Source organism: Streptomyces sp. NPDC050842, assembly GCF_044456565.1.
Lineage (GTDB): Bacteria > Actinomycetota > Actinomycetes > Streptomycetales > Streptomycetaceae > Streptomyces.
This window is the reverse complement of record NZ_JBITGA010000008.1, coordinates 17,057-41,843: the sequence shown is the minus strand read 5'-3', so window position 1 is coordinate 41,843 and position 24,787 is coordinate 17,057. Positions and strand designations below refer to the sequence as shown.

Below are 24,787 nucleotides of genomic sequence, written 5' to 3'. Positions count from 1 at the left end.
ACGGAACGCGTGAGCACGGAACGAGTGACCGACGGCCGCCTCACCGGGGAACGAGTGGGCATCGACGAACTGCTCGAACGGGTCAGGGCGGGCATCGACCGCATCGAGCCCCGCGCCGCGCACAAGGCGTACGAGGCGGGTGACGCACTCCTGGTGGACACCCGCTACGCGGCCCTGCGCCAACGGGACGGGCTGATCCCGGGCGCGCTGGTCGTGGAGCGCAACGAGCTGGAATGGCGGCTCGACCCCCTGGGCAGCCACCGCGCACCGGAGGCGGACAGCCACGACCTGCGGGTGGTCGTGCTCTGCAACGAGGGCTACGCCTCCTCCCTCGCGGTCGAGTCGCTCCGCCGCCTGGGGCTGCACCGCGCGACCGACCTCGTCGGCGGCTTCCAGGCCTGGAAGGCAGCGGGCCTCCCGGTCCTGCTCCCGTCTCCCCCCGCCTGACCGATACCGACAGGACGGACGAGTCCTTCTCTCCCCCCCCGGGTCAGAAGGACTCGTCCAGCCCGTCCGTGGACTCGCCCTCGGCCTCCAGCGCCTGCCGGACGACACGGAGGGCCATGCCCTCGGGGTATCCCTTGCGGGCGAGCATCCCCGCGAGGCGGCGCAGGCGCCGGTCTCTCTCCAGGCCTCGGGTGGCCCGCAGCTTGCGGTCGACGAGTTCGCGCGCCCTGGCCTCCTCCTGCTCGGAGTCGAGCTGGTCGACCGCCTCCTGGATCAGCGCCGGCTCGACGCCCTTGGTCCGCAGCTCGCGGGCGAGGGCACGGCGGGCGAGGCCCCGGCCGTGGTGGCGGGACTCCACCCAGGCCCCCGCGAAGGCGGCGTCGTCGATGAGCCCGACGTCCTCGAAGCGGGAGAGGATCTCCTCCGCCACGTCGTCGGGGATCTCCCGCTTGCGCAGGGCATCGGCCAGCTGCTTGCGCGTGCGGGGGGTCCCGGTGAGCAGGCGCAGGCAGATCGCGCGCGCCCGCTCAGCCGGATCCTGGGGTGACGGCTCCTTCTCGGCCCTCGACGAGTCGGGGCCGTCACCCGGCCATTCGGTGCGACCGGTCACCGGTTCAGCTCTTGGCCGCGGTGGCCTTGGTCGCCTTCGCGGTCTTGGTCGCGGGCGCCGGGACGGTCTTGGCGGCGTCGTCCGCGCCGGCCGCGTCGGCACTGGTCGCCGCGTCCGCACCGGGCTCGGCCGTCGGAGCCTGGGGCTTGACGCCGACGCCCAGCTTCTCCTTGATCTTCTTCTCGATCTCGTCGGCGAGGTCGGGGTTGTCCTTCAGGAAGTTACGGGCGTTCTCCTTGCCCTGGCCGAGCTGGTCGCCCTCGTACGTGTACCAAGCACCCGCCTTGCGCACGAAGCCGTGCTCCACGCCCATGTCGATCAGGCCGCCCTCGCGGCTGATGCCCTGGCCGTAGAGGATGTCGAACTCGGCCTGCTTGAACGGCGGCGCGACCTTGTTCTTGACGACCTTGACGCGGGTGCGGTTGCCGACCGCGTCCGTGCCGTCCTTGAGGGTCTCGATGCGGCGGATGTCGAGGCGCACCGAGGCGTAGAACTTCAGGGCTCGGCCACCGGTCGTGGTCTCCGGCGAGCCGAACATCACGCCGATCTTCTCGCGGAGCTGGTTGATGAAGATCGCGGTGGTCTTGGACTGGTTGAGCGCGCCGGTGATCTTCCGGAGCGCCTGGCTCATCAGACGGGCCTGCAGACCGACGTGCGAGTCGCCCATCTCGCCCTCGATCTCCGCACGCGGGACGAGCGCGGCGACGGAGTCGATGACGATCAGGTCGAGGGCGCCGGAGCGGACCAGCATGTCGACGATCTCGAGGGCCTGCTCGCCGCTGTCCGGCTGCGACAGGATCAGGTTGTCGATGTCGACGCCGAGCTTCTTGGCGTACTCGGGGTCGAGGGCGTGCTCGGCGTCCACGAAGGCGACCTGGCCGCCGGCCTTCTGGGCGTTGGCCACGGCGTGCAGCGTCAGGGTCGTCTTACCGGAGGACTCCGGTCCGTAGACCTCCACGACACGGCCGCGAGGCAGGCCGCCGACACCGAGCGCGATGTCGAGCGCGGTCGATCCGGTGGAGATCACCTCGATCGGCTCCTGGACGCGGTCACCCATGCGCATCACGGCGCCCTTGCCGAATTGGCGTTCAATCTGTGCGAGTGCGGCGTCGAGCGCCTTCTCGCGGTCGGTTCCTGCCATGGGTTCCACCCGGTTTGCTTGAGTCGATCGCTTCATGTGAAAGACGCTAACCCCTGCCACTGACAATGGGCCCCGACGTCCCCTCCGGCCTGTGGACAACTCGCCGACAAGCCCGCGATTCCAGGGGCCGGACCTCCATCAGAATGGATGTTCGATTTTAGTGTCAAGCGCGCCACGCGGCCTCCGTCTTCCGTTCCGCCGGGGTCCGGGAGCCGCTCGAGCTCGGCGCCGGCCACGGCCGCGACGCGCGCCCCGCACTCCACCGGGGGATCACGGCCACGGGCGGCGGAGGCGCTCTCCCAGTGTGGCCGCCTCGGACGCGTACGGGCCGTCGTCCGGCTCGGACGCGAGGGCGAGAGCCGCGGTGAGCAGCTCGGGCGAGGCGCGGCGGTCCGCGAGGACGGCCCGGAGGAGCGCCGGCACGGCCATCGGCGTCAGCCGGTACTTCCAGGCCAGGTGACCGTGGGCCGCCGCGTACCGCGCCGTCAGGAGTTCCGCGGGGGTGAGCGGGTCCCGCATGCGCTTCAGGAACCACGCGAGGCCCGCCGTGGCCACCAGGTCACAGATCCGGCCGTCCGCGACCCGGTTGCTGCGCGCGTTGTCGTGGGCCTCGTAGACCACCGCGTAGACCAGCGCGCGCTCCCGCTCGGTGGCGGGCCGCGGGGACGGCACGTCGTACCAGAGCCGTTCCACGGCCTCGGGGGTGATCACCGGCCGGACACCGGGCGCACCCTCCGTCGCCAGCCGTACGGCACCGAGGGCGACGGTCTCCTCCGAGAGCAGGCGCCGACAGCGCACGCCCTCCCCCTGCGATCCGAGCTCCCGCAGCACCTGCTCGACCGTCGGCCCGTCGGTCCACACCAGCGTCCACGCGTCGTCGGCGGCGCCGCGCTCGGCCCGGCACGGCCCGTGCCGGTACCCGTCGGCGTCGAGTCCGAACCGCTCGGTGACCACCCGGGCGAGCGCGCCCGTACGAGCGTCTCGGCCGTCACCCGGGTCCGGGTCCGTCCCGCTCACCCGCCACCCCCGGTCATTCACGCCTCACCGGCCCGAAAGGTACCGACGACGCCCGAACCTACTGACGACCGCCCTCCACCGGCAACGACCGGCCTCCGGCCGCCGACACCGGCGACAGCTCCGGGCGCTTGGCCCGGCGGCCGTCGCCCGACGAGCGGCCGCGGAGGCGCCGGCCCAGCCAGGGACCGAGGAAGGCCCCGGCCCAGCGCAGTTCGGCGCCCGCCGCACGCACGCCCGTACGCACGGGGAGCGGTGGCCCGGGCAGCGGCCGGGTCCAGGAGTCGTCGCTGCCGGGCAGGTCGAGGGCCTGGGCGACCGCGGCGGCGATCCGCGCGTGGCCGAGCGGGCCGGCGTGCAGCCGGTCGGCGCTCCACAGCCGGGGATCGGTGACGACCGGGTGGTGCGAGGTCTCGACGACCGTGACGCCGTGCCGGCCTCCGGCCTCCCGGATGCGCTCGTTGAGGTCCCGCACCCGGGACGCGACCGGGCGGGCCGCCGGGATCAGCCGGCCGATGTCGGGGAACGTGAGGGTCGCGACCCGGGCCCCCTGGCCGACCAGGGCGGCGAACATCGCCTCCAGGTGTCCGGCCGTCACGTCCGCGTCGAAGCCGGGCCGCAGCAGGTCGTTGACCCCCGCGACGACCGTGGCCAGGTCGGGTCGCAGCGCGAGCGCCGGGGCCAACTGCTCGGCGCGCACCTGGCCGGCGAGGCGGCCGCGCACGGCCAGGTTGGCGTACCGCGCGTCCGGGTCGTCGCGGGCGAGCAGCTCGGCGAGCCGGTCCGCCCAGCCGCGCAGACCGACGGTGTCGTCGCCGTCGCCGACTCCTTCGGTCTGACTGTCGCCCAGGGCGACGTACCGCAGAAACGTGCCGTCCGACATGAGGCCTCCACCCTTCCCCCGCTTACTCACTTTTTTGACTATACAACTCAACCCCCATCGTCCGGCCGAAGGACGTCAGGAGGGGCGAACACGGGCCCCTCGACCACCCGCCGCCTATCCTTCGACGCATGTCCGTCCCCCTCCGCGACCGCCCCGGCGGCCGCCTGTCGCCGCGGACCGCCGACGCGCTCGTGGCATGCGTCGTCCTGGCCGTCGTGGCGCTCTGGACGCTCGTCTCCGGGCTGTACGCGAGCGAACCGGCGCTCCGCACGGTGCTCGGCTGGGCGCTCGTCCTGATCGGCTGCGGGGCCCTCTACTTCCGGCGACGGCGACCGGTCGCCGTCGCCGTCGTCACGCTGCTCGCCTGCGTCGTCTACTACCCGCTGTCCGCCCAGGACGGCCCCCTGATGATCGCCTTCGCGCTCGCGCTCTACACGACCGCCGCCGAGGGCCGGTTCGCCGCCGCCGTCGCGCTCGCCGCCGTCACCCTGCTCGCGGTCGGCCTCGGCGAGATCCGGCAGCAGCCGGGGCACCGGCAGATCGACGACACCTCGCTCGCCATGCTGGCCGGCTGGCTGATCAGCCTCGTCGCCGTGGGCCGCGCCCAGCGGACCCGGCTCGCGTATCTGCACGAGATCGAGCAGCGCGCGCTCGCCGCGGAGCGGGAGCAGGAGGCCCGGGCCCGGCAGAGCGCCACAGAGGAGCGGCTGCGGATCGCCCGGGAGCTGCACGACATCCTCGGCCACAGCGTCTCGCTCATCAACGTCCAGTCCGGCGCCGCGCTGCACCGGCTGAGCAAGAACCCGGCCCCCGAGGCCGGGCTCGCCACCGCCGCCGAGGCCCTGGAGGCGGTGAAGTCCACCAGCAAGGACGCGCTGCGCGAGCTGCGGGCCACGCTCGGCGTGCTGCGCCGGGCCGACGAGGCCACGCCCACCTCCCCGGCCTCCGGCCTCGCTCTCCTCGGCGACCTCGCGGAGCGGGCCCGGAGCGCGGGACTCGACGTCCGTACGAACGTCACGGGCACACCCGTACCGCTACCGCCGCCGGTCGACCTCGCCGCGTACCGGATCGTGCAGGAGTCGCTGACGAACGTGACCCGGCACGCCGGGGCCCGTACGGTACGGATCACCCTCGACTGGGACGCGGATCCGGACGCCACCTCCGCCGCCTCCGACGACTCCGTCGCCCCCGACACGGCCACGCGTACGCGCGCGGGCACGCGCGTGCTGCGGCTGCGCATCGCCGACGACGGTGGGGGCGCGCCCGAGGGCGGACCCGCGGGCAGCGGTATCCGGGGCATGGCGGAACGGGCCCGCGCGCTCGGCGGCGAGCTCACCGCCCGGAACACGGACGCCGGCTTCCTCGTGGACGCCAGACTCCCGCTCACGACACCGACAGCACCACCGGCAACCACCGCACCCACAACACCCGCTCCCGAAGGGGACCCCCGATGATCCGTGTCGTGCTCGCCGACGACCAGACCCTGGTCCGGGCCGGCTTCCGGTCGATCCTGTCCGACGAGGACGACATCGAGGTCGTCGGCGAGGCCGGGGACGGCGAGCAGGCCGTCGCCCTCGCCCGCGAAACCCTCCCGGACGTGGTCCTGATGGACATCCGCATGCCGGGCTCGACGGTCTCGAGGCCACGCGGCGGATCTCCTCCGACGAGCGGCTCGAAGGCGTCCGGGTGGTCGTCCTGACCACGTTCGACGCCGACGACCACGTGTACGGCGCGCTGCGCGCGGGTGCGTCGGGTTTCCTGGTCAAGGACACCGAGCCGATGGAACTCCTGCACGCCGTACGGGTCGTGGCGCGCGGCGACGCCCTGATCGCCCCCGCCGTGACCCGCCGTCTCATCGCCGAGTTCGCCGAACGCGCCGGCGGCGCCGGGCGGCAGCCGGACCCGAGCCCCCGCCTGAACGCCCTCACCGAGCGCGAGCGCGAGGTGCTCGGCCTCGTGGGCGCGGGGCTCTCCAATGACGAGATCGCCGGCCGCCTCGTCCTCTCCCCCGCCACCGCCAAGACCCACGTCAGCCGGATCATGACCAAGCTGGCCGTACGCGATCGTGCGCAGCTGGTCGTCCTGGCGTACGAGTCGGGGATGATCACTCCGGGCTGGCTGGCCTGACCCTTAGGGGTCAGGGGCCGGAGCCACAACTCCCGGGGTACGCGCGCGTGGGCCGGCACAACCCGTGGGGTACGCCAGGTGTCCTCCCCGGGCCGACGCCAAGCCCGTGACCGTACACGAACACTGGCGGGGTGAATCAGGACGTACTCGATCTCGCACGGCTGCAGTTCGCGCTCACCGCCGGCGGCCACTTCCTCTTCGTCGCCCTCACCCTGGGTCTCGTCACCGTCGTGGCCGCGCTCCAGACCCGGGCCACGATCAGCGGCAAGCCGCAGGACGCGCGGATGGTGCGCTTCTGGGGCCAGCTGTACGTGATCAATTACGCGGTCGGAATCGTCACCGGTCTGGTGATGGAGTTCCAGTTCGGCATGGCCTGGAGCGGCCTCACCCACGAGGCGGGCAACATCCTGGGCGCCTCGCTCGCGGTGGAGACCATCGTGGCCTTCTTCGTCGAGTCGACCTTCCTCGGCCTGTGGATCTTCGGATGGCACCGGCTCAACCGCTGGGCCCATCTGGCGGCCATCTGGATCGTCGCCCTCACCGCCTACCTCTCGGCGTACTGGATCCTCGTCTCCAACGGCTTCCTGAACCACCCCGTGGGGTACTCCTCCGAGAACGGCGAGCTCGTCCTGGACGACCCGGTCGCCGTCCTCACGAACCCCTCGGCGCTCCTCGCCTTCGGGCACGTCCTCGCGGGGGCGCTGCTCACCGCCGGGTTCTTCATGGCCGGGGTGAGCGCGTACCACCTCTTCCGCCGCAGCCCCGAGTGGGAGTTCTTCGGGCGCAGCCTGCGGATCGGGGTGTTCGTCTCCGTGCCCGCGCTGATGGCCGCCGCGGTCTTCGGCGGGATCCAGTTCGCCACCCTCACCACCTTCCAGCCGATGAAGTCGGCCGTCTTCAGCGGAAAGGCGGCCGAGATCGCGCGGCTCCAGGCGGAGTTGTCGGCCCGGTTCGGGCCCGGTGACTACGTGCCCTCGGAGGCCTGGACCCGGGGCGGCGGTCTGGTGATGCTGATCAGCTTCGCCCTGATGATGTACCTGTGTTTCGCCGGGGCGATCCTGGCCTGCTTCAAGAAGGTCGTCTTCCGGTTCCGGTTGTGGCATCTCGTCCTGATGGCCGCCGTACCGCTGCCGTACCTCGCGATGATCAGTGGCTGGGTCTTCCGGGAGTCCGGCCGACAGCCCTGGGTCGTCTACGGACTGCTGAAGACGGAGGACGCCGTCTCGGACCTCTCCCCCGGCACCATGCGGCTCTCCCTCACCGTCTTCACCACGGTCTTCGTCCTGCTCGCCCTCCTCAACGCCTGGCTCCTCGCCCGGCACGCCCGCCGGGGCCCCGTGGAATCCGGGCTGGGCCACGACGAGCGGCCGGAACGCGACGGCCCGGACCCGGACGGCGCCGACGAGGGGACGGGGCCGCCGTCGTCCGCCCCGTCGCCCGATCCCGCGGACGCCCTGCCGGCCCCCCGCTACTGATGACCCGCCGCAGACCCGAGCCGCAGACCAAGCCGCAGACCCGCGTACAGACCCACCACCACCACCGCCGCCGCCGCCGACCCGAGGAGCCCCCGTGGAGACCCTGGCCATCGTCCTGCTCGCCTTCTTCGCCGCGGGCTGGTTCGTGCTCGCCGGGGCGGACATCGGCACCGGCATGCTCACTCCCTGGCTCGGCCGCGGGGACCGCGAGCGGCGGCTCGTCCTCACCTCCTTCGCGCCCTTCTTCCTCGGCAACGAGGTCTGGCTCGTCGCCACCGCGGGCGTACTCGTCGGCTGTTTCCCCGCCCTCGAAGGGGAGCTCCTGAGCGGCCAGGCCCCGGTGCTCGTCGCCCTGCTGACCGGCTGGATCGTCCGGGACGCGGGGCTCTGGTCGCGCGGCCGTGGCCCGGGGCCGCGCTGGCGCGCCGGCTGCGACACCGCCGTGACGTGCGGGAGCTGGGCGGTCGCCCTCTCCTGGGGCTGGCTGCTCGCGGCCCTGCTGACCGGGCGGCCTTACGCACCGGCGACCGGCGCGACGGCCGTGCTCACCGCCCTGGCCGTGGCCGCCCTGTTCGCCGCGCACGGGCTGGGGTTCGCCACGCTCCGGCTCACGGGACTCCCGTACGAGCGGGCCCGCAGGCTCGTCGGACGCGCCGGACGCCCGTGGCAGTCCTTCGCCCTCACCGGCGTCCTCCTCGGCGGGCTGCCGCTCTGGGCGGGCACGGGCCTCCCGCTGGCCGACAAGGCCGCCTCCCCCGCCACGCTGACCCTGCTCGTCCCCGCCCTTCTCGTCGTCACCCCGCTCCTCGTGGCGGTCCAGGCCTGGACCTGGCATGCCTTCCGGCACCGGGTCACCCGCCCGTCGTACCTCTGAGCCACGGCGGCCCCCCGATCCGGGGCGCCCCTCCGAGCCAGGGCGACGCTCCCCCGGCTCAGGAGTCGTCCGACGAGGCCTCCTTCTTGTGGTGCAGGGCCTTCTGCAGCCGTGCCACCACGGCCTCGCCGTACCTCCGGTGGCCGTGGACGCGCGGGTCGTCCGTCACGTCGTACCGCTTCACATAGGCACCGAGGAAGGCCTGCAAGGTGGCCACGGCCGGAATCGCGATCAGCGCGCCGACGGCGCCGAGCAGCGCCGTCCCCGCGATCACCGACCCGAACGCCACCGCCGGGTGGATGTCCACCGTCTTCGAGGTGAGCTTCGGCTGGAGTACGTAGTTCTCGAACTGCTGGTAGATCACGACGAAGCAGAGCACCCACAGCGCGTACCAGGGGTTGACGGTGAAGGCGATGAGCATCGGCAGGGCGCCGGCCAGGTAGGTGCCGATGGTCGGGATGAACTGCGACACCAAGCCGACCCAGACCGCGAGCGCCGGCGCGTACGGCACGTCCAGGATCTCGAAGAGCACGAAGTGGGCGACGCCGGAGATCAGGGCCATCAGGCCGCGCGAGTAGAGGTAGCCGCCGGTCTTGTCGACCGCGATCTCCCAGGCCCGCAGCACCTCGGTCTGCCGGGCGGGCGGCAGGACGGAGCAGAGCGCGCGCCGCAGCCGGGGCCCGTCGGCCGCGAAGTAGAACGCGAAGAGGAAGATCATCAGGAGTCGGAACAGACCGCCGAGGACGGTGGCCGAGACGTCGAGCACGCCGGACGCGCTGTTCTGTACGTACTTCTGCAGCCAGTCGGAGCTCAGGATGTTGTCCTGGACCTCGACCCGCGACAGCTCCGTGTGGAAGGTCTGGTTGATCCAGTTGATCACCGAGTCGAGGTACTTGGGGAAGTTCTCGACCATGTCCACGATCTGCCCGGCGAGCATCGAGCCGAGGAGGACGACGAAGCCGACGCTGAAGACCAGGACGCCGAAGAAGACGAGGAAGGTGGCGAGACCGCGGCGCATCCCGCGCGCCGCCATGCGCCCGACCGCCGGCTCGATGGCGAGGGCGAGGAAGAACGCGAGCAGGATGTTGACGAGCAGGCCGATGAGCTGGTGGAAGGCCCAGTTGCCCAGCAGGAAACAGGCGTAGAGCGCGAGGGCCAGGACGATCGCGCGGGGCAGCCAGCGGGGCATCCGCGCGGCGGTCTGCCACGGAGCCGCCGGTGGGACGGTCGAGTCCCCGGACCCGGACGCCGCGGTCCGGTGGGTCGGCTCGGTCGGCTGGGTCGGCTGGGTCAGGTCTGTCTTTTCGGTGTCGTCAGTCGGGGCCACCCCGCCAGTCTCGCGCACCGCACGGACATTCCACCCGCGACCCCGCACATCCTCCGGCAGCCCCGTCGGTTACCGGCCGCTCATCGCTTGTCGGCCGGTACGTCGACCGCGGCGCAGACGGCCCGCCATACGTCCTTGGCCTCCCAGCCGGCGTCCAGGGCGCCTTGCACCGTCCGCCCGCCGAGCTCCGCCATCACATGGTCACGCGCGAAGGAATCCGCGTAGGACGCACCGAAGTGGTCCGCCATCCGCTCCCAGAAAATCGTCAACCGCATGACGCCAGTATCCCGCTCCCAAGAGTGCAGCCCGCTCCGCAGGCCTTGTCTCCGCGACTTTCCGCCCTACGGTCGGAGCATGGCCGAAAAACCCCTCTCCTCGCCGCCCCCGACTCCGCTGGCCCGTGCCGAGCGCTTCGTCTGGCTGACGGCCCGTGTCCTCGAACAGCGCCGGTTCGCCTACCACTTCCTGCGCGGTGGCGCGGACCAGGTCGAGACGGCCCTCACGGCGTACCTGAACGCGGACGGCGGCTACGGCCACGCGCTCGAACCCGATCTGCGCGGACCGGTCAGCCAGCCCCTCCACACCGCGCACGCCCTCCGGGTCCTGGAGTCGATCGGCCGCTGCGGCGGCATGCGCGTGGAACGGATCTGCCGCTACCTCACCGACATCTCGACGCACGAGGGCGCCCTGCCGGCGATCCACCCGTCCCAGCGAGGCTACCCCTCGGCACCGTTCGTCCCGGTCGTCGACGCCCCGCCGAGCGCCCTGCTCACGACCGGCCCGATCGTCGGACTGCTCCACCGCAACCAGGTGTGGCACGCGTGGCTGTTCCGGGCCACCGAGTACTGCTGGGCCGCCGTGGAGGCGCTGGAGAAGTCCCATCCGTACGAGATCCAGGCCGCCGTCGCCTTCCTGGACGGGGCCCCGGACCGGCCGCGCGCGGAGGCGGCGGCCGACCGGTTGGGGAGGCTGGTGCGCGAGCAGCGGCTCGCCGTCCTGGATCCGGACCGGCCGGACGACTACCCGGTCCCGGACGGGTACGCGCCCGGCGAGCACCACTTCCCGCACGACTACGCGCGCGTGCCACATTCGCTGGCGGCCGGCTGGTTCACGGACGAGGAGATGGCCCGTTCGCTGGACCGGCTCGCGGCCGACCAGGAGGAGGACGGCGGCTGGCCGATCCGCTGGCGGGCCTGGGCTCCCGGGTCGGCCCTGGAATGGCGCCCGATCGTCACCGTCGAGGCGTTGCGCACCCTCCGGGCGCACGGCCGCCCCGTCGACTGACGGAGCCTCCCCGGGCGGCGGCCTCCCGCGCGGCGGTCTCCCCTGGGCGGCCGGGGCCTCCCCTCGGCGGTCTCCCCCGGGCGACCTCCTACCCCTCCTACCCCTCCTACCCCTCCGGCGTCTCGCGCAGCAGCAGCGCCGCGAGGGCCGTCGCCGTGCCCCTCGGCGTCGCCAGATCGATGCCGGTCCGTTCGGCGATCCGGGCGAGCCGGTTGTCGACGGTGTTGGGGTGCAGCCCGAGCGCGGTGGCCGTGGCGCGCCGGTCCTGCCCGTGGGCGAGGTGGGCGCGGAGGGTGTCGAGGAGTTCCGGCCGGTCGGCGACGGGGTCGAGGAGGGCCGCGATCCGCCGGCCGCTCTCCCCGGGCCGCGACAGGTGGTACTCCAGGAGTACGTCGTCGAGCCGGTGCAGCCCGGGCGGCAGTCCGCACCCGGCGGCTACCCGAAGGACCTCCCCCGCCGTACGGGCCGCCTCCGGCACCTCCCCCGGGCCCTCGGCGGGCACGACGGCGACCCGCAGCGTGGCGCCCGCGGCCCGGGAGAGCCGCCTCGCCAGGTCCTCCGGCGGTTCGGGGGCGCCGGGGACGATCGCCCGCCCCGGCTCCGTACCGACGTCGAGGAGGGCGGGCACCTCCACGCCGAAGCAGTGGTCCAGGGCCGTCTGGACGCGGCGCAGCCGTCTGCGGGCCGCCACGTCCCCCTCGCCGGGATCGGCCACGGGAGCGGGGGCGCCCGCTCCGTCGACGCCGACGGCGAGCACGAGGCAGGGCCCGTCGATCCCGAAGGGCGCCGCCGCGAGCCGGTCCGGAGGCAGCGTTCCGTCGAGGAGCCCGCGGAGCAGCGAGCGGCGCTGGGCCCGCCGCTCGGTCTCCAGGGCGGAGCGTTCGTCGAGGTAGGTCTCGGCGACGGCGCCGACGATGCCCTGCTGGGCCTCCAGGAGCAGGTCGGCGAGCTCGACGAGGGCGGCCTCGTCGCCGGGCCGCGCGACCTCGCGCAGCGCCTGCCACAGCACGTACATGCCGAGGGCGTGACTGCGCAGGAGGAGGTGGAGCGGCATGCCCTCCTCGGCGCGCTGCGCGGCCCGCTCGCGGAACAGCCGCATGGCGCCGCGCTCCCCGGTCTCCGGAGCGAGGGCGCGGCGGAGGAAGAGCCGCACGCCGTGGCGGACGGTCGCCGCGATCTCGACGTCCTTCATCTCGTCGGGGAGGCGGTCGTAGCCGGGCAGCCGGGCGAAGGAGTCCCTGGTCATTCTGCGGGCCAGTTCGTTGGTCCGGGCCTCGCAGCGCAGGGCGAGCGCGCGGGCCCCTTCGGAGATCTCCGGCACGACGGTCCTCCTCGACTGTGACGGGTCACAGTACACACGCGCGAAAGCTGTGACACCGCGGGATGTCGCGGCGCACGTGACAGGCCGAAACTCGGTGCCCAGGCGTTCCGCCGTACCGCACCGAAGGAGCCGCTGGTATGACCGAGCACAACCCGCGTACGTACATCGACTACGCCGACCGTGTCTGGCGGGGTGAGGAGAGCCTGCTGCCGCATCTCACGGGCGCGTTCACGTCCGGGGAGCTGATCCCGGTCCGTGACCGGATCGGCTTCTTCCCGGCCTTCGCCAACGTGGCCGCCTTCGACACGGGCGCGGGCCTCGTCCTGGTCGACTCCGGCGACCTCCGCACCGCCGGGTTGCTGCACACGGCGGTCCGCGCCTTCAGCCCGGACCCGGTCCGTGCCGTCGTCTACACGCACGGCCACGTCGACCACGTCTTCGGCGTCGCCCCCTTCGACGCCGAGCCCGTACGGCCCGAGGTGATCGCCCACGAGGCGGTGGCCGCCCGCTTCGACCGGTACGTGGAGACCTCGGGCTACAACTCCTGGATCAACCGGCGCCAGTTCGGCGTGCCGGGCCTCGAATGGCCGACGGAGTACCGCTATCCGGACACGACGTACCGGGACCGGCTGACCGTCCGTCACGGCGAGCTGACGTTCGAGCTGTTCCACGCGCGCGGGGAGACGGACGACCACACCTATGTATGGGTGCCGGAGCTCAAAACCCTCTGCACGGGTGATCTCTTCATCTGGAACTCCCCCAACGCCGGCAACCCGCAGAAGGTGCAGCGCTACCCGGAGGAGTGGGCGCGGGCGCTGCGCGCCATGGGCGAGCTGGGCGCCGAGGTCCTGCTGCCGGGCCACGGCATCCCGATCGTCGGCGCGGACCGGGTGGCGACGGCCCTCGACGACACGGCGACCCTGCTCGAATCACTCTGCTCACAGACCCGTGACCTGATGAACGCGGGGCTGCGGCTCGACGCGGTCATCCACGGCGTGAAGGTCCCCGCCGAGCTGCTCGCGAAGCCGTACCTCCACCCCGCCTACGACGAGCCGGAGTTCGTCGTCCGCAACCTGTGGCGGCTGTGGGGCGGCTGGTACGACCAGAACCCGGCGAACCTGAAGCCGGCGCCGGAGGCCGCGGTCGCCGCCGAGCTGGCCGACGCGGCGGGCGGGGCGCTCGCCCTCGCCGAGCGGGCGGCGCGGCTCCTGGACGAGGGGGATCCGCGGCTGGCCTCGCACCTGGCGGAGACGGCCGCGCTCGCGGCCCCCGAGGACGTCGAGGTGGCCCGGATCCGGGCCCGCGTGTACGGGGCGCGGGCGGGCCACGAGACGTCGACCATGGCGCGCGGGGTGTTCCACTGGGCGGCGGCGGAGTCCGCGGCGGTGGCCGAGGGCACGGACGTGACGACGGAGCTGACCCGGTCGGCCGCCGGTCGCGAGCGGGCCGCCGGCGCGATCAGCGTGGGTGTGGTCGCGGACGAGGACCTGTGCTGCGGATGAGCCGGGACGCGACGGGCGCCGGAGCCGCGAAGGGCGTGACGGCGCGGGTCAGCCCTTGGGGGACGACCTGGCTGCTGCTCGGATTCATGCTGGTCAACTTCGCGGACAAGGCCGTCCTCGGGCTCGCCGGGCCGGACATCATGCGCGAGTTCGGCATCACCCGGCAGGAGTTCGGGGCGTCGCAGGCGGCGTTCTTCGCGCTCTTCTCGGTCTCGGCGCTCGCCGTGTCGGCCCTGACGAAGAAGGTGCGGACCTCGGTCCTGCTGCTCGGGATGGCCCTGCTGTGGTCGGCGGCCCAGCTGCCGATGGTGTGGGCGGCCGCCGGCTTCGGGACGCTGGTCCTCACGCGTGTGCTGCTCGGTGCGGCGGAGGGGCCGGCGGCCCCGGTCGCGGTCCACCATCTGCACGGCTGGTTCGGACAGCGGGACCGGAACCTCCCGACGGCCGTCCTGATGGTGGGCGCGGCCGCCGGGGTCGCGGTCGCCGCGCCCGTCCTGTCCGCGGTGATCTCCGGGTGGGGCTGGCGCTGGGCCTTCGGCACGGTCGGCGTGATCGGCCTGGTCTGGGCCGTGGTGTGGCGCCGGTACGGCTCCGAGGGGCCGCTCGCGCCGCCGGTCGGTCCGGCCGCGCGGCGCGGCGACGGGGCGGAGGCCGCGACGCGGGAGGTGCCGCTGCGCAGGATCCTGCTGAGCGGCACGTTCCTGACCGCGAGCGTGGGGTCGTTCGCCGCGTACTGGCTGATGAGCTCGAAGCTGACCTGGCTGCCGGACTACCTGGAGACCGTCCTCGGCTGGGACGCGCACCGTGCCGGTCTGATGGTGGGCGCGGGAGCCGTCGCCAACGGCGTCGTCCTGCTGGTGCACGGCGTGGTCGCGCAGCGCGCGGCCCGGCGCGGACGCCCCGGCCGTCTCCCCGCGGGCGCGGGCGCCGGGGTGCTGCTCCTGCTCTCCGCCGCGGCGGTGACGGTCTTCGCGACGGCGGGAGCGGACTGGCTGCGGGTGCCGATGATGTTCGGCCCGATGGCCCTCGCGCTGCCGATGATGACCGTGAGTCAGACGACGGTCGCCCGGATCACCCCGCCCGCGCAGCGCGGGGTCGTGCTCGGCGCCGTGGTGTGCGTCTTCGCTCTGGGCGGGGTCCTGGCGCCACTGGTCCTCGGCGGGATCGTCGACGCGGGCGCGACGACGGCCCAGGGGTACGAGAACGGCTGGCTGTTCACGGCCGGTCTGCTCGCGGTGGCGGGCGCCCTGACGGCCCTGTTCCTCCGCCCGGAGCGCGACGCGGACCGGCTGGGGGTCCCGGAGACTCCGTCGTTGGGGGTCCCGGTGGCGCACTGATGGTTGGTGGGCCCCGGGCCCGCTGAAGGGGCTCTGTACGGGCCGCTGAAGGGGCTCGTACGGGCCCGGGGCTCACCAGCCGAGGGCCCGTACCCCCGCCGTGACGACGACGGCCACACCTACGACGACCAGGAACGGAGCGCGCAGGACGAGCGCGAGGGCGGCGGCCGCGAGTCCGGCGGCCCGGGCGTCCAGGACGAGGGAGGCGCCCGTGGCGAACGTCTGCTGCGCGGTGAGCGCGGCCAGCAGGGCGACGGGGAGCAGCGCCGCCAGCCGCTGGACGAGCGGTCGTTCCAGTGCGCCCGCGGGGACGAGCAGGCCGAGGAGCTTGACCAGGTAGCACCCGACGGCGGTGAGGCCGATCGCGATCCACACGTGCGTCGTGTTCATCGGGGGGCTTCCTCTCGTCCGGTCGGGGACATACGGCGGCCCTGGAACCACAGGACCAGGGGCGCGGCGAGCGCCGCCGCGAGGACCGGGACCCCGGCCGGCAGGACGGGGAGTAGTCCGAGGCCGAGGAGGACGGCGATGCCGGCGGTGGCGCGCTCGGTCGCCGACTTCAGCATGGGGGCGAGCAGGGCCAGGAAGACGGCGGGTCCGGCGGCGTCCAGGCCCCAGGCGGTGGTGTCGCCGATCGCCTCGGCGCCGAGCGCCCCGAGGAACGTGGTCAGGTTCCACAGGACGTACAGCGTGAGACCGGTGAGGGTGAAGCCGAGGCGCGCGGCCCGCCGGGACGGCTGGGCGAGCGCGACCGCCGTGGTCTCGTCGATCACCCAGTGCGCGGCGAACGGCCTGACGGCCTTCGGCAGGGCGAGGAGCTGGGAGAGCCGCAGCCCGTAGAAGGCGTTGCGCGTGCCCAGGAAGAAGGCCCCGGCTGCCGCCGTGAAGGGGTTGCCGCCCGCGGCCAGCGCGCCGACGAGGGCGAATTGCGAGGCGCCCGTGAAGACGAGCAGGCTGAGCACGCAGGTCTGCAGGAGGGTGAGGCCGGCGCCGGCCGAGGTCACGCCGAAGGCGAAGCCGGAGAGTCCGACGGCGACGCCGACGCCGAGGGCGTCGCGGACGACGGCGGCGTCGGGCTTCGCCCGTGCGCCGTCGTCCCGTATGACGGGAGGTGCTGTCTGTTCTGCCACGTCAGGGACGTTACGTACGCGGCGGCTGCCCGGTCTTGTACGTTCTTGCACCGCCGCCCGCAGAGTCACCGGAACCACCGGATCCAACGGAACCGCCGGTCCCGCCTCCGGCCCCACCGCCGGTCCCCCGCGCGCGCTGGTAGGCCCCCGGTGGCACCCCGACGCTCCGCGTGAAGTGCCGGTTGAGGTGCGGCTGGTCGGTGAAGCCGACGGCGACGGCCGCGTCCGCCGGGGGCGTCCCCGCGTCGAGCAGCCGCCTGGCCCGCCGCACGCGCGCGTCGGTGAGCCAGGTGTGCGGCGGCATCCCGTACGCGTCCCGGAAGGCCCGCAGGAGGGCGAAGGGGCTGGTGCCGAGGTCGGCGGCGAGCCGTTCCAGGGTCGGCGGGTCGGCCATCCGCTCCTCCAGGACGGCACGCGCGCGTGCCGCGTTCCGCGCGCCGGCGGAGCGGGGCGGGAGCGGGGTGATCAGCCCGCCGTGACTGCGCAGCATCCGTGCCGTGACGAGCCGGAGCAGGCTGTCGGCGGCGAGCGCGTTGCCCTCTTCCGCTGCCCGGTGGACGCCCACGACGAGCCGTGCGGCGTACGGGTCGTCGATGACGGGCGCGGTGAATCCGACCGAGCCGCGCAGCGCGAGGGTGTCGGCGGCGATCGACCGGACGAGCCCGGCGTCCGGGTAGATCGTGCGGTAGGTCCAGCCCTCGGGCACGCCCGCGTGCCCGGTGTGCGGGGTGTCGGGGTTGACCAGGGCGATCTGCCCGGGCCCTGCGTGGACCAGTTCGTCGCGGTAGTGGAAGGCCTCGACGCCCTCGGTGATCGCGGCGAAGACGAAGCTCTCGTGGGTGTGCCGGGCGAAGGCCTTGTGGATGTAGTGGGCGTGCAGCAGGTCGACGCCGGGCAGCTCGGAGTACTGCCAGTACCGTGCCCGCTCCCCGCTCGCCATGCCTCCATTCTGCGCCAGGGGCGCGCCGTACCGCACCGCTCCGCCTTCTGGCACGAGCGGGTTTCCCCAGGTCCGGGCGGTTGTCAGTGGGCGGGTGCACGATGGGGGACATGGTCAGGTCCGCGCTCGACTCGTTCTCCCCCGCGACCCGTGGTTGGTTCACCGGGGCCTTCACCGCGCCCACGGCGGCGCAGGAAGGCGCCTGGAAGGCCATCGGCGAGGGCTCCGACGTGCTCGTCGTCGCACCGACGGGCTCGGGCAAGACCCTGGCCTCCTTCCTCGCCTCCCTGGACCGCCTGGCGTCCACCCCTCCGCCCGCCGACACGAAGAAGCGCTGCCGCGTGCTCTACGTGTCGCCGCTGAAGGCGCTCGCCGTGGACGTCGAGCGGAATCTGCGCTCCCCGCTGACCGGCATCCGCCAGGAGTCGGTCCGGCTCGGGCTGCCCGAGCCGGAGATCCGGGTCGGCATCCGTTCCGGCGACACCCCGCCCGCCGAGCGCCGGAGCCTCGTGACCCGGCCGCCGGACATCCTGATCACCACCCCCGAGTCGCTGTTCCTGATGCTGACGTCCGCCGCGCGGGAGGCCCTGTCCGGGGTGGAGACGGTCATCCTGGACGAGGTCCACGCGGTCGCGGGCACCAAGCGCGGCGCGCATCTGGCGCTCTCCCTGGAGCGGCTCGACGAGCTGCTGCCCCGCCCCGCGCGCCGGATCGGCCTGTCGGCCACGGTCCGCCCGGTGGACGAGGTGGCCCGCTATCTGTCCCCCGGCCGCGCGGTGGAGATCGTGCAGCCGCTGTCGGGGAAGGAGTTCGACCTCTCCGTCGTCGTCCCCGTCGAGGACATGGGCGAGCTCGGAGGCTCCCCCGCCACCGAGGGCAAGGACGGCGGCGACAAGCCGTCGATCTGGCCGCACGTCGAGGAGCGGATCGCCGACCTCGTCCAGTCCCATCGCTCCACGATCGTCTTCGCGAACTCCCGCCGGCTGGCCGAGCGGCTGTGCAACCGGCTCAACGAGATCGCGTACGAGCGCGCGACAGGCGAGCCCCTCCCCGACGGACCTCCCCCGGCGGAGATCATGGCCCAGTCCGGGGCCGCGCAGGGCGCCCCGCCGCTGCTCGCCCGGGCGCACCACGGCTCGGTGTCGAAGGAGCAGCGCGCCCAGGTCGAGGAGGACCTGAAGGCGGGAAGGCTGCCCGCCGTGGTGGCCACCTCCAGTCTGGAGCTGGGCATCGACATGGGCGCGGTCGACCTCGTCGTGCAGGTCGAGTCGCCGCCCTCGGTCGCCTCCGGGCTCCAGCGCGTGGGGCGCGCCGGGCACCAGGTCGGCGCGGTGTCCACGGGCGTGGTCTTCCCCAAGTACCGGGGCGACCTGGTGCAGGCGGCCGTGGTCACGGAGCGGATGCGGTCGGGCTCGATCGAGTCGATGCGCATCCCGGCCAATCCGCTGGACGTGCTGGCCCAGCAGCTGGTCGCGATGGTCGCGCTCGACACCTGGCAGGTGGACGACCTGCTCGCCGTGGTGCGCCGTGCGGCGCCCTTCTCCTCGCTGCCGGATTCGGCGTTCACGGGCGTGCTCGACATGCTCGCCGGGCGCTACCCGTCGGACGCGTTCGCCGAGCTGCGCCCGCGCGTGGTCTGGGACCGGGTCGCCGGGACGGTCACGGGGCGGCCGGGCGCGCAGCGGCTCGCCGTCACCTCCGGCGGCACGATCCCCGACCGGGGCCTGTTCGGCGTGTTCCTCGCGGGCGCGGACCCGAAGAAGGGCGGGGGCCGGGTCGGCGAGCTCGACGAGGAGATGGTCTACGAGTCACGGGTCGGCGACGTGTTCACGCTGGGCACCACGTCCTGGCGGATCGTGGACATCACCCGGGACCGCGTGCTCGTCACCCCCGCGCCCGGCGTGCCGGGCAGGCTGCCGTTCTGGAAGGGCGACCAGCTGGGCCGCCCGCTCGAACTGGGGCGCGCGGTGGGCGCGTTCCTGAGGGAGCTCGGCGCCCTCGGGGCCGAGGACGCGCGGCTGCGGCTGATCGCCGCGGGCCTGGACGCCTGGGCCGCGGACAACGTCCTCGCGTACCTCTCCGAGCAGCGCGAGGCCTGCGGCCACGTGCCCGACGACCGGACGATCCTGGTCGAGCGGTTCCGGGACGAGCTCGGGGACTGGCGGGTCGTCATCCACTCCCCGTTCGGCGCGCAGGTGCACGCCCCCTGGGCGCTGGCGCTCGGTGCGCGGCTCGCCGAGCGGTACGGCATGGACGCGCAGGTGATGCACGCGGACGACGGCATCGTGCTGCGCCTCCCGGACGCGGACCTGATGGGCCTGGACATGGGCCTGGACCTCCTCGACCACGAACCGATCGACCCGGGCCGGCACCTGGACACGACGTACGACGCGGACAAGGCGCCCATCGGCGCGGCCGACGCCCTCTTCGACAAGGGCGAGATCGGGCAGATCGTCACCGACCAGGTGGGCGGCTCCGCGCTGTTCGCCTCCCGGTTCCGCGAGTGCGCCGCGCGCGCCCTGCTGCTGCCCAAGCGGAACCCGGGCAAGCGCACACCGCTCTGGCAGCAGCGGCAGCGCGCGGCCCAGCTCCTCCAGGTGGCGAGCGAGTTCGGCTCCTTCCCGATCGTCCTGGAGGCCGTCCGCGAGTGCCTCCAGGACGTCTTCGACGTCCCCGGTCTGACCGAGCTGATGGGCGACATCGAGGCCCGCCGGGTCCGGCTCGTCGAGGTCACCACCCCCGAGCCGTCGCCCTTCGCCCGCTCGCTCCTCTTCGGCTACGTGGCGCAGTTCCTGTACGAGGGCGACTCGCCGCTCGCCGAGCGGCGGGCCGCCGCGCTCTCCCTCGACTCCCGGCTCCTCGCGGAGCTGCTGGGCCAGGCAGAGCTGCGCGAGCTCCTCGACCCGGAGGTCCTCACCGAGCTGGAGCGGGAGCTCCAGTGGCTCACGGAGGACCGGCGGATCAAGGACGTGGAGGGCGTCGCCGACCTGCTGCGGGTCCTCGGCCCGCTCACCGACGCCGAGCTCGGCGAGCGCGGCGCGGAAGCGGGCTGGGCACCGGACCTCGCCCGGTCCCGGCGCGCGATCCGGGTCAGGATCGGAGGAGCCGACCACTGGGCGGCGATCGAGGACGCGGGACGGCTCCGTGACGCCCTGGGCACGGCCCTGCCGGTCGGTGTGCCCGAGGCCTTCACCGAGCCGGTCAAGGACCCCTTGGGCGACCTCCTCGCCCGCTTCGCGCGCACGCACGGCCCCTTCACCTCCTCACAGGCCGCCGCCCGCTTCGGGCTCGGCGCCGCCGTCACGGACGGCGCGCTCCAGCGGCTCGCCGCCGGCGGCCGCGTCGTCCAGGGCGAGTTCCATCCCTCCGGCATCGGCCAGGAGTGGTGCGACGCGGCCGTACTGCGCCGCCTGCGCCGCCGTTCCCTCGCGGCCCTGCGCCACGAGCTGGAGCCGGTGCCCCCGGCGGCGCTCGCCACCTTCCTGCCCCAGTGGCAGCACGTCGGCGGTGGTGGTCTGCGCGGTATCGACGGCCTCGCCCGTGCGATCGAGCAGCTCCAGGGCGCGCCCGTGCCCGCCTCCGCGCTGGAGAAGCTGATCCTGCCGTCCCGCGTCCGGGACTACTCCCCGACGCTGCTCGACGAGCTGACCACCACGGGCGAGGTGGTCTGGGCCGGTGCCGGATCGCTGCCCGGCAAGGACGGCTGGATCTCGCTCTACCTCGCGGACGCGGCGCCCCTGCTCCTCCCGCCGGCGCACCCTCTGGAGCTGTCCGCGCTGCACGAGTCGGTGCTCACCATCCTCTCCGGCGGGTACGGGCTGTTCTTCCGGCAGATCGCCGACCAGGTCCGGGCCACCACCCACCCGGACGCGACCGACCCGCAGCTCGCCGACGCGCTCTGGGACCTGGCCTGGTCGGGCCGGCTCACCAACGACACGCTCGCTCCGCTCCGCTCGCTGCTCGGTTCCGGCCGGACGGCCGGGTCGACCGCCCACCGCGCGCGCCGGACGGTGCCGCGCGGCCGGTACGGCACGCTGGGCGCCGCCGCCCGCCCGGCCTCGCGCACGGGCCCGCCGACGGTCTCCGGCCGCTGGGCGCTGCTGCCGCCCGCCGAGCCGGAGCCGACCCACAGGGCGCACGCCCTCGCCCGCACCCTCCTGGACCGGCACGGCGTGGTCACCCGGGGCGCGGTGGCAGCCGAGGGCGTGGAAGGGGGTTTCTCGGCGACGTACCGCATCCTGTCCGCCTTCGAGGACAGCGGTCAGGCCAGGCGCGGCTATGTCGTGGAAGGCCTCGGCGCGGCCCAGTTCGCGATGGACGGGGCCGTGGACCGGCTGCGGGCGGCGGCGACGGCCCGCGACCGGGGCGCGGAGGCCGCCGCCGGCCCGCGCGCACTGGTCCTGGCCGCGGCCGACCCGGCGAACGCGTACGGGGCGGCCCTGTCCTGGCCGGAGCCGCCGACCGGCGCCGGGCACAAGCCCGGCCGCAAGGCGGGCGCGATGGTGGTCCTCGTCGACGGCGAGCTGACGCTCTACGTGGAGCGGGGCGGCAAGACACTCCTCTCCTGGCCGGCCGAACCGGACGATCCCGCCCTGACGGCTGCGGCCGAGGCCCTGGCGGCGTCGGCACGGGCGGGCTCTCTGGGCACGGTCACGGTGGAGCGGATCAACGGCGCGACGGCCCTGACCTCCCCGCTCGCCCGCCCCCTGGAGGCGGCGGGCTTCCTCGCCACCCCCAGAGGCCTCCGCCTCCGTGCCTGAACCACGCCGACTGCCCACACGACCCGGCATCATGGAACGGTGCCCGAAGGAGACACCGTCTGGCAGGTCGCCCACCGCCTGCACACCGCGCTGGCCGGGCGGGTCCTGACCCGCTCGGACCTGCGCGTGCCCCGATTCGCGACCGCCGACCTCACCGGCCGCACGCTCCTCGACGTCACCCCGCGCGGCAAGCACCTGCTCGCCCGGATCGAGGGCGGGCTCACCCTCCACTCCCACCTGCGGATGGACGGCGCCTGGCGGGTGTACGCCACCGGGGAGCGCCCCCACGGCGGCCCCGAGCACCAGATCCGGGCGATCCTCGGGAACGCCGAGTCCACGGCGTACGGCTACCGGCTCCCGGTCCTGGAACTGATCCGCACCGCCGAGGAGGCCGGCGCGGTCGGCCATCTCGGCCCGGACCTCCTGGGGCCGGACTGGGACCCGGGAGAGGCCGTACGACGCCTCCTCGCCGCCCCGGACCGCCCGCTCGGCGAGGCGCTGCTCGACCAGCGCAACCTGGCCGGCATCGGCAACGTGTACAAGTCGGAGCTGGCCTTCCTGGCAGCCGTCACCCCGTGGCTCCCGGTCGGCGCGCTCGCCCCCGACGTCCCGGCCCGCCTGGTGGCCACCGCCCACCGCCTCCTGGAGGCGAACAAGGACCGTCCCGACCGGCGCACGACCACCACGCGCCGCCCCGGCACCTCGCTCCACGTCTACGGCCGCGAGGGACAGTCCTGTCTGCGCTGCGGCGCCCGGATCCGGAAGGCGGAACTCGGCGACCGGATCACGTACTGGTGCCCGGGGTGCCAACAGGGCCCGACCAATTGACGATCCGTCAGATCCAGTCGTACGGTCCGGACATGACCCTCTCGGCGTACGACCTCACCGGCCGCTCCGCGTTCGTCACCGGCGCCGCGAGCGGCATCGGACGCGCCACCGCCCTGCTCCTCGCCCAGGCGGGTGCGGCCGTGCACTGCGCGGACCGCGACGAGCACGGCCTCAAGGAGACAGCGGCCCTCGTCACCGGCGAAGGAGGCACCGCGCACGCACACCCCCTGGACGTCACCGACCGGACCGCCCTCGCCGCCGCCGTCCACTCCGCGGGGCCGCTCCACGTCATGGCGGCCGTCGCCGGGATCATGCACACGAGCACCGTCCTGGAGACCCGCGACGAGGACCTCGACCGCGTCCTCGCCGTGAACTTCAAGGGAGTCCTGTACGCCTGCCAGGAAGCGGCCCGCTCGATGATCGCCTCCGGCACCGCCGGTTCGATCGTCACGATGGCCTCGGGCGCGATGGACACCGCGAGCCCGGGCCTGCTCTGTTACAGCGTCACCAAGGCGGCGGTCGTCCAGCTCACGAAGACCCTGGCGGTGGAGGTGGGTCCGCACGGCATCCGGGTCAACGCGGTCGCGCCGGGCTGGATCCGCACCCCCATGACGGACCGCCACGAGCCGGCCGCCCAGGAGCAGGCCGAGGCCGCGATGGTCCGTCACTCACCGCTGCGCCGGGTCGGCGAGCCGGAGGACATCGCGCACGCGGTCCTCCATCTCGCCTCCGACGCCTCGTCGTTCACGACGGGCCAGACCCTGCGCCCCAATGGCGGCGTCGCGATGCCTTGGTGACGGCCACACCGCCGCCCGCCCCCGGCACACCACCGTCCGCCCCCGGCACACCATCGCCCGACTCCCGCACACCACCGGCCTGGCGCCGCACCGAGGCCGCCACATGCACCGGCAGCAGGCTCAGCCCCCAGCCGCCCGCGGCCACCGCCCCCTCGACGATCCCGGCGCCCCCGGGCACGAGCAGCAGGCGCAGAACCGCCCACCACCAGAGCCCCCCGGCCACCAGCCCGACCGCGACCAGCGCGAGCGTCACCGGCGGAACACGTCGCCGTACCATGGCCGCCTCCTGGGGTCGACGCTAGACCGGCAGGATCACCCAGCGGGAGGGCGCACCGGGGGCAGACCCGGCGCACACCGCACGTATCGCCACGCCTTACACACTCTCCGCTTGGAACATCCAGGCGTGCTTCTCGAGGTCTCCCGTCAGTCCGATCAGGATGTCCTGGCTGATCGGGTCGGGATCACCGGTCACATCGATCCGTTCCCGCATCCGGGTGATGACGGCCCCGAGCGCGGCCACCAGGATCCGAACTGCCTCCACATCCTTGATCCACCCCTCCGGGACCGACCCGATCGCACTGGAGGAGGCCACGGTCGCCGACCGCCCGTCCGGGTTGACGCCGAGCGCGGAGGCGCGCTCGGCCACGGTGTCGGAGTGCAGCCGAGCGGTGTCCACCACCTCGTCGAGCTGCAGATGGACGGAGCGGAATCGCGGCCCGACGACGTTCCAGTGCACCTGCTTGGCGACCAGGGCGAGGTCGACGAGATCGACCAGCGCCCCCTGGAGCGCGGTGCCGACCGCCTTGAGGTCGGCCTCGGACAGCGGGCTCTTCACGACAGACATGCGGGATCTCCAACCAGTCGTACGTCCCCCCACCATGGCACGCATCACCCGAACCCGGCATCTCAAACAAATCGCCATGAAGGGTCGACACATACGAGGAAAGCCCCGCCCGGCACCCCTCAGGGCACCACGCGGGGCTTTCGCCC

At 73.7% G+C, this 24,787-nt stretch carries 22 protein-coding genes and 1 pseudogene; 11 read left to right on the top strand and 12 right to left on the bottom strand.

Annotation, left to right across the window (positions count from 1 at the left end; translation table 11 throughout):
* Window positions 1–9: 9 nt before the first annotated feature.
* Window positions 10–447 carry a rhodanese-like domain-containing protein gene (locus tag ACIBG6_RS26380; protein WP_399225069.1) on the top strand — a complete coding sequence of 146 codons (438 nt, stop codon included), beginning with the start codon at window positions 10–12 and terminating at the stop codon, window positions 445–447.
* A gap of 43 nt (window positions 448–490) precedes the next feature.
* On the opposite strand, the gene recX is transcribed toward ACIBG6_RS26380, so the two are convergent.
* The 4 genes from recX to ACIBG6_RS26360 all read right to left on the bottom strand — a co-directional run bounded on the left by recX (window position 491) and on the right by ACIBG6_RS26360 (window position 4,095).
* Window positions 491–1,057 (bottom strand): recombination regulator RecX, encoded by a 567-nt coding sequence (recX, locus tag ACIBG6_RS26375; RefSeq protein ID WP_317599767.1) that lies wholly within the window; start codon window positions 1,055–1,057, stop codon window positions 491–493.
* A gap of 4 nt (window positions 1,058–1,061) precedes the next feature.
* Window positions 1,062–2,198, bottom strand: coding sequence for a recombinase RecA (gene recA / locus ACIBG6_RS26370; protein WP_317599766.1), 1,137 nt, complete (start codon window positions 2,196–2,198; stop codon window positions 1,062–1,064).
* Between the two features lie 270 nt (window positions 2,199–2,468).
* Entirely contained in the window at window positions 2,469–3,215 is a 747-nt protein-coding gene (locus ACIBG6_RS26365) for a hypothetical protein (RefSeq protein ID WP_399225068.1), read from the bottom strand.
* 58 nt (window positions 3,216–3,273) lie between these two features.
* Window positions 3,274–4,095, bottom strand: a complete 822-nt coding sequence (locus tag ACIBG6_RS26360; RefSeq protein ID WP_399225067.1) for an SGNH/GDSL hydrolase family protein — start codon at window positions 4,093–4,095, stop codon at window positions 3,274–3,276.
* A 128-nt stretch (window positions 4,096–4,223) separates the two neighbouring features.
* Here ACIBG6_RS26360 and ACIBG6_RS26355 point away from each other — a divergent pair, with 128 nt between their 5' ends.
* The 4 genes and pseudogenes from ACIBG6_RS26355 (at window position 4,224) to ACIBG6_RS26340 (ending at window position 8,571) form a co-directional block, all read left to right on the top strand.
* Window positions 4,224–5,549 (top strand): sensor histidine kinase, encoded by a 1,326-nt coding sequence (locus ACIBG6_RS26355; RefSeq protein WP_399225065.1) that lies wholly within the window; start codon window positions 4,224–4,226, stop codon window positions 5,547–5,549.
* A pseudogene (locus tag ACIBG6_RS26350) lies at window positions 5,546–6,222 on the top strand (response regulator). The gene ACIBG6_RS26355 and the pseudogene ACIBG6_RS26350 overlap by 4 nt, the downstream one beginning before the upstream one ends.
* Before the next feature lie 131 nt (window positions 6,223–6,353).
* Complete coding sequence (locus ACIBG6_RS26345) at window positions 6,354–7,697, top strand: cytochrome ubiquinol oxidase subunit I (protein ID WP_399225064.1); 1,344 nt, start codon at window positions 6,354–6,356, stop codon at window positions 7,695–7,697.
* Between the two features lie 94 nt (window positions 7,698–7,791).
* A complete protein-coding gene (locus tag ACIBG6_RS26340) occupies window positions 7,792–8,571 on the top strand; it encodes a cytochrome d ubiquinol oxidase subunit II (RefSeq protein ID WP_399225063.1) in 780 nt (259 codons plus the stop codon).
* 58 nt (window positions 8,572–8,629) lie between these two features.
* Here ACIBG6_RS26340 and ACIBG6_RS26335 read toward each other — a convergent pair whose 3' ends face one another.
* Entirely contained in the window at window positions 8,630–9,760 is a 1,131-nt protein-coding gene (locus tag ACIBG6_RS26335; protein WP_399225382.1) for an AI-2E family transporter, read from the bottom strand.
* 218 nt (window positions 9,761–9,978) lie between these two features.
* Entirely contained in the window at window positions 9,979–10,173 is a 195-nt protein-coding gene (locus ACIBG6_RS26330) for a DUF3046 domain-containing protein (protein ID WP_399225062.1), read from the bottom strand.
* Between the two features lie 79 nt (window positions 10,174–10,252).
* Between ACIBG6_RS26330 and ACIBG6_RS26325 the strand changes: the two genes are divergently transcribed.
* Window positions 10,253–11,182: a hypothetical protein gene (locus ACIBG6_RS26325; RefSeq protein WP_399225061.1), complete on the top strand. Its 930-nt coding sequence runs from the start codon at window positions 10,253–10,255 to the stop codon at window positions 11,180–11,182.
* A 106-nt stretch (window positions 11,183–11,288) separates the two neighbouring features.
* Here the strand turns inward: ACIBG6_RS26325 and ACIBG6_RS26320 are convergent, their stop codons facing one another.
* Window positions 11,289–12,503 carry a PucR family transcriptional regulator gene (locus ACIBG6_RS26320; protein WP_399225060.1) on the bottom strand — a complete coding sequence of 405 codons (1,215 nt, stop codon included), beginning with the start codon at window positions 12,501–12,503 and terminating at the stop codon, window positions 11,289–11,291.
* 137 nt (window positions 12,504–12,640) lie between these two features.
* Between ACIBG6_RS26320 and ACIBG6_RS26315 the strand changes: the two genes are divergently transcribed.
* Together ACIBG6_RS26315 and ACIBG6_RS26310 are read left to right on the top strand one after the other, a co-directional pair.
* Window positions 12,641–14,005 (top strand): alkyl sulfatase dimerization domain-containing protein, encoded by a 1,365-nt coding sequence (locus ACIBG6_RS26315; RefSeq protein ID WP_399225059.1) that lies wholly within the window; start codon window positions 12,641–12,643, stop codon window positions 14,003–14,005.
* Window positions 14,002–15,342 (top strand): MFS transporter, encoded by a 1,341-nt coding sequence (locus ACIBG6_RS26310; protein ID WP_399225057.1) that lies wholly within the window; start codon window positions 14,002–14,004, stop codon window positions 15,340–15,342. Before ACIBG6_RS26315 ends, ACIBG6_RS26310 begins: the two co-directional genes overlap by 4 nt.
* Before the next feature lie 72 nt (window positions 15,343–15,414).
* On the opposite strand, the gene ACIBG6_RS26305 is transcribed toward ACIBG6_RS26310, so the two are convergent.
* The 3 genes from ACIBG6_RS26305 to ACIBG6_RS26295 are packed head-to-tail and all read right to left on the bottom strand — an operon-like array spanning window position 15,415 to window position 17,412.
* Entirely contained in the window at window positions 15,415–15,732 is a 318-nt protein-coding gene (locus tag ACIBG6_RS26305; RefSeq protein WP_317599741.1) for an AzlD domain-containing protein, read from the bottom strand.
* Window positions 15,729–16,472 carry an AzlC family ABC transporter permease gene (locus tag ACIBG6_RS26300; RefSeq protein ID WP_399225055.1) on the bottom strand — a complete coding sequence of 248 codons (744 nt, stop codon included), beginning with the start codon at window positions 16,470–16,472 and terminating at the stop codon, window positions 15,729–15,731. Before ACIBG6_RS26300 ends, ACIBG6_RS26305 begins: the two co-directional genes overlap by 4 nt.
* Before the next feature lie 10 nt (window positions 16,473–16,482).
* Complete coding sequence (locus ACIBG6_RS26295) at window positions 16,483–17,412, bottom strand: AraC family ligand binding domain-containing protein (protein ID WP_399225054.1); 930 nt, start codon at window positions 17,410–17,412, stop codon at window positions 16,483–16,485.
* Between the two features lie 110 nt (window positions 17,413–17,522).
* On the opposite strand from ACIBG6_RS26295, the gene ACIBG6_RS26290 reads away from it, so the two are divergent.
* From ACIBG6_RS26290 to ACIBG6_RS26280, 3 genes are read left to right on the top strand one after another with little or no spacing between them, the layout of a single operon-like run.
* Window positions 17,523–22,172: a DEAD/DEAH box helicase gene (locus ACIBG6_RS26290; protein ID WP_399225053.1), complete on the top strand. Its 4,650-nt coding sequence runs from the start codon at window positions 17,523–17,525 to the stop codon at window positions 22,170–22,172.
* A 39-nt stretch (window positions 22,173–22,211) separates the two neighbouring features.
* A complete protein-coding gene (locus ACIBG6_RS26285; protein ID WP_399225052.1) occupies window positions 22,212–23,000 on the top strand; it encodes an Fpg/Nei family DNA glycosylase in 789 nt (262 codons plus the stop codon).
* 32 nt (window positions 23,001–23,032) lie between these two features.
* Window positions 23,033–23,797, top strand: coding sequence for an SDR family NAD(P)-dependent oxidoreductase (locus tag ACIBG6_RS26280; protein ID WP_399225051.1), 765 nt, complete (start codon window positions 23,033–23,035; stop codon window positions 23,795–23,797).
* Here the strand turns inward: ACIBG6_RS26280 and ACIBG6_RS26275 are convergent.
* Window positions 23,745–24,074 (bottom strand): hypothetical protein, encoded by a 330-nt coding sequence (locus tag ACIBG6_RS26275; RefSeq protein WP_399225049.1) that lies wholly within the window; start codon window positions 24,072–24,074, stop codon window positions 23,745–23,747. The genes ACIBG6_RS26280 and ACIBG6_RS26275 overlap by 53 nt on opposite strands.
* A 96-nt stretch (window positions 24,075–24,170) precedes the next feature.
* Window positions 24,171–24,641, bottom strand: a complete 471-nt coding sequence (locus ACIBG6_RS26270; RefSeq protein WP_317599731.1) for a DNA starvation/stationary phase protection protein — start codon at window positions 24,639–24,641, stop codon at window positions 24,171–24,173.
* Window positions 24,642–24,787 lie beyond the last annotated feature (146 nt).

What these genes read in the sequence shown, in the direction of transcription:
- ACIBG6_RS26295 (WP_399225054.1), bottom strand. Translation starts at nt 17,412, where the DNA reads ATGGCGAGCGGGGAGCGGGCACGGTACTGGCAGTACTCCGAGCTGCCC.
- ACIBG6_RS26290 (WP_399225053.1), top strand. Translation starts at nt 17,523, where the DNA reads ATGGTCAGGTCCGCGCTCGACTCGTTCTCCCCCGCGACCCGTGGTTGG.
- ACIBG6_RS26315 (WP_399225059.1), top strand. Translation starts at nt 12,641, where the DNA reads ATGACCGAGCACAACCCGCGTACGTACATCGACTACGCCGACCGTGTC.
- recA (WP_317599766.1), bottom strand. Translation starts at nt 2,198, where the DNA reads ATGGCAGGAACCGACCGCGAGAAGGCGCTCGACGCCGCACTCGCACAG.
- ACIBG6_RS26280 (WP_399225051.1), top strand. Translation starts at nt 23,033, where the DNA reads ATGACCCTCTCGGCGTACGACCTCACCGGCCGCTCCGCGTTCGTCACC.
- ACIBG6_RS26335 (WP_399225382.1), bottom strand. Translation starts at nt 9,760, where the DNA reads ATGCCCCGCTGGCTGCCCCGCGCGATCGTCCTGGCCCTCGCGCTCTAC.
- ACIBG6_RS26355 (WP_399225065.1), top strand. Translation starts at nt 4,224, where the DNA reads ATGTCCGTCCCCCTCCGCGACCGCCCCGGCGGCCGCCTGTCGCCGCGG.
- ACIBG6_RS26360 (WP_399225067.1), bottom strand. Translation starts at nt 4,095, where the DNA reads ATGTCGGACGGCACGTTTCTGCGGTACGTCGCCCTGGGCGACAGTCAG.
- ACIBG6_RS26310 (WP_399225057.1), top strand. Translation starts at nt 14,002, where the DNA reads ATGAGCCGGGACGCGACGGGCGCCGGAGCCGCGAAGGGCGTGACGGCG.
- ACIBG6_RS26275 (WP_399225049.1), bottom strand. Translation starts at nt 24,074, where the DNA reads ATGGTACGGCGACGTGTTCCGCCGGTGACGCTCGCGCTGGTCGCGGTC.
- ACIBG6_RS26330 (WP_399225062.1), bottom strand. Translation starts at nt 10,173, where the DNA reads ATGCGGTTGACGATTTTCTGGGAGCGGATGGCGGACCACTTCGGTGCG.
- ACIBG6_RS26305 (WP_317599741.1), bottom strand. Translation starts at nt 15,732, where the DNA reads ATGAACACGACGCACGTGTGGATCGCGATCGGCCTCACCGCCGTCGGG.
- ACIBG6_RS26325 (WP_399225061.1), top strand. Translation starts at nt 10,253, where the DNA reads ATGGCCGAAAAACCCCTCTCCTCGCCGCCCCCGACTCCGCTGGCCCGT.
- ACIBG6_RS26270 (WP_317599731.1), bottom strand. Translation starts at nt 24,641, where the DNA reads ATGTCTGTCGTGAAGAGCCCGCTGTCCGAGGCCGACCTCAAGGCGGTC.